The sequence below is a fragment of the Edaphobacter sp. genome (genome assembly GCF_035532915.1).
In the GTDB taxonomy this organism is placed as follows: Bacteria; Acidobacteriota; Terriglobia; order Terriglobales; family Acidobacteriaceae; genus Edaphobacter.
In genome coordinates, this window is the sequence record NZ_DATKQC010000462.1 from 1 (window position 1) to 3451 (window position 3451).

Annotated in this window: 2 protein-coding genes; both read right to left on the reverse strand. The window is 57.7% G+C overall.

What is annotated here, in order from left to right; translation table 11 throughout:
- Window positions 1-2826 (reverse strand): glycoside hydrolase (locus VMU57_RS21645; protein WP_325387244.1); only part of this gene is annotated, 2826 nt, incomplete at its 3' end.
- Window positions 2827-2924: 98 nt separating this feature from the next.
- Window positions 2925-3242 (reverse strand): ATP synthase F0 subunit C, encoded by a 318-nt coding sequence (locus VMU57_RS21650; protein ID WP_158909340.1) that lies wholly within the window; start codon window positions 3240-3242, stop codon window positions 2925-2927.
- Window positions 3243-3451: the final 209 nt, after the last annotated feature.

The following is a 3451-nucleotide window of genomic DNA, read 5'->3' on the forward strand; positions in this document are numbered from 1 at the left end:
CCCCTCCGCAAGGGCTCCAAGCTGAGTGGGGGCGGCAGTCTCACCCGGTTCGAGCTTGCGTCCCGGAATGGCCTTCTTTGTGCCGGGTTGTGCCTCAAGCCCTGTCGTATCACCTGCATTTTGCTCGGAGGACGCGTGGGCGGTAAGCCCGCCCGTCACAATGGCATCGTATCTGTGCCCAGCCGTGAAACCATGAACGGTAACATCGGGCAGAGCGGTCAGTTGTTCGCGCAAAACAAGGGTGATGCCTGCGACGGCGATTGAAAGCGGCTTCTTCTGTCGATATTTCGTATCGGCAACCCAGATCTCTTTGCTCTGGGTAGAGAGCGGCGCCGACGACAAGGCAAACCGGAACTGGTAGCGCCCTTCTTCGGTCAGCGCAGGCGTCTCAAAACCCTCCTTGAGCAGATAACTGAACTGATCGGGAATATGCTGCGGCGCGGGAAGGGAAGTGAGCGTCGTGCGTCGGCCGCTGGGCGTAATCATCGTGAAGGTAAGCGTCTCAGTGACTGCCTTGGGCGTGTCATTCAGCAGGTAAAGATCAAAGATGGCACGGCCGCCAAGCGGTGTGCAGATTGCCCTCTGCTTGGCCACCGGACGCACTGGCATCAGCGTCCCCGAAATAGGGGTGGGGTCCGACTTGAAGTTACGCAGGTTGTCCACAATGCCTGAGTGGTTCTCAATCGCCGTAGATTCCCAGCCCGAGATCGCTACGAAGTCGAGATCGTCGGAGATGCGAGCATTTTCAAGATAGTTCTGCCAGGTGTCGTAGCACTTGGAGCCTATCGAGAGCCAAAGGTGCTCGGTCACAGGGAAGGCCTCGCGGAAGTTCCACCTGTCGAGAAACTTGTCATACGCCGCGACGATCTCTTCATGGTCTTTCAGGTCGTAGCTGTCGCCACCGTACTTCTTATAGGTGTTCGTAATCTGGTGGATCATCAGCGAGTGATTGTCAGGCGTGGCGCAGCCTTCCATCTCGCCAAACTCCGATAGCTGCGCATGGACCGGCGAGCGGTAGGTGAACTCTGTGGGCGACTTGTAGAACTCGTCGTACCATTGGTCGCCCGCGCCCTGGTGCTGATTCCACCATCCTCCCCACGGCTCCTCATCGGAACGGTGCAGCTTCGGGTTATACGGTTCAAACCACGCCTGCGCCGCGCGCCTTGGAGGAGCTACAAAGCCATCGTTGAGCACGATGCAACGGCTAGGGTCTTCGGCGCGCATCGCTTCCAGCACGGCGATGGTATCGGGATTTTTGAGGTCAGCTCCAATCTCATTCTGCAGGCAGTATTCGATCACGCTTGGATGCGAACGATAGGCTTTGACCATTTCCACGCACTTGACGAACATGTAGCGCTGCGCAAACTTGTCCGCCTCACTGACGGGCTTCTCCATCACGATGCTGGCCGCATTGGCCTGGACATTTGGCGGTAGCTTGCCAATGGCCATCTTGCCCGCTCCCGGTTCCATATAGCGCAGCAGACCAAGCCGGTCGTGGGCACGCAGCACCTCTTCCTTGGCGAGGTTGCGATGGAAGTTCAGGCAGTTCAAATTAAATTTCTTGGCCTGTGTGACCTCTTTTTCAGCCAGTTCCGGGACAGGGAACATGCCATTCAGCCCCCAGTATCCCCACGAAATCGAGGTATAGATCTTGATGCGCCGTCCATTGAGCCGAAAGATAGCGTCAGTGCCCAGGCCGGAGGGCGCGAACCAGCGGAAGCCGAAGGTAATCGTGCGGGTGTCGGTCTGTCCGTTATGCGAGGTCCATGTGAGCTTCGCATGATACAAAACAGGCGAAGCTAAATCCCAGATCTCTGCTTCGTCAGGCGTAATTTCAAATTCGTATTTGAGGCGTGAGCCATCTGCAGCAAGCTTCGCAAGAGAAACTGACGAGGGCACATTGCGCCCTTGCGAATCAGTAATCTCTACTCTCAGGTTTTTCCGGAGAGGGGTTGTTGTGGCTAAGTGACCAGCACCATCAGGAAGCTCAACCTGTGCGTGAACCTGAACAGTCTTTGCCTTTGGAGTGTTCAAGACCCAGGCATCGATGATTCTGTCGTCGAGAGGAGCTTGGCTGATCGTCATGCCGCGATCAAGTGCACCAAATCCATGCGACCGATAAAGCTTCACCGCTCCCCATTGAGCATTCAGCCCATCCACCCAGTCGAAGCGCCCAAAAGGATTGGTGATGCGGATGGCAATGATGTTCAGGCCGCCTGGGTCGGCCGCGCCGGTAAGATCGCACTCAAAGGGAAGCTCCTCCATGATCGAGTAGCCCACCAGCTTCTTGTTGAGATAGACCTCCGCGCGAAGATGCGCTCCCCGAATATGCAGAAATATTCGTTTCCCTTGCATCGAAGCCGGAATGTCGATCTCGCGATACCACCACGACACGCCAAAGTAGGCACCGTTCTGCGGGATCGGATCGTCGGCGGCGTAGCGATACTCCTCCGACGTGTACGAACGCTGCCCGAACTTTCCCCAAAAGTGCTGCTCGACGCTGGTAGGCAGCAGCACTTCTTTTCCCGCAGAGGGAGTCAACACCTCCCAACCGCCGGTTGGGGCATTTACGGGCAACTTGTCGAGTCGCACATCCTCCGGCAGAAAGATGGTGTCATCCTTCCATTCGGCCTTCTCGTCAATCCAGAGACGCCAGCCCTCATCAGGAACAAGCGTGCCGTTCTCGGGATACGCAGCGGCGTGGGCTTCGGTCTCCGGCTTCGCGACTTCAGCGAGCGCAGGAAGCGCGGAGACAAGGCTGACAGTCGCAGCAGTGGAGGCGGTGGTCTTAAGGAATCGGCGGCGAGAGAGCCTATTTTCGAGCATAAGTGGTCCGGCCAATTCTACCGTATAGCTGGCTACTAAAACAGCAAAGCCTCCGCGAAGAGCGGAGGCTTTGCCTTACAACCGAACGGCCCAAAAACTTAAGCGTGGACCTTGAGGAAGATGATGACGAAGGTGAACAGTGCGAGCGACTCGATGAACGCCAGGCCGAGAATCAGGAAGATAAAGATTCCAGGGCGTGCACCCGGGTTACGCGCCAGAGCCTCGGTTGCCGAGGCTGTAGCCTTACCCTGCCCGAGGCCGCAAAGACCAGCTGCAAGGGCCATGCCCAGACCGGCAGCCAGCGGAACCCACTGACCAGCAGGCGAACCGCCATTAACCGCCGCATCAGCAGCAAAAGCCGGTGTTGCAAGCAGCAACGCGGCCAACGACATAAACAGATACTGCAACTTCTGCATGGTGTTACTCCTGTCTCCCGTCAGATACGCCGCCAGTGGGTGGTTGATGCTCACCGTGCTGGCACCCTCACGCTGAACGGCGCTGGTGCGCTGCGTGCGGCGGGAGAGCGGCCGCGCGCAGAAACTGGGCTCCCGGATGAAGGGGGCGGGAGCTTTGAAGGTTTAGTGCTCCTCGGCGACGGCCAGTGACAGATAGCTCATCGCAAGGA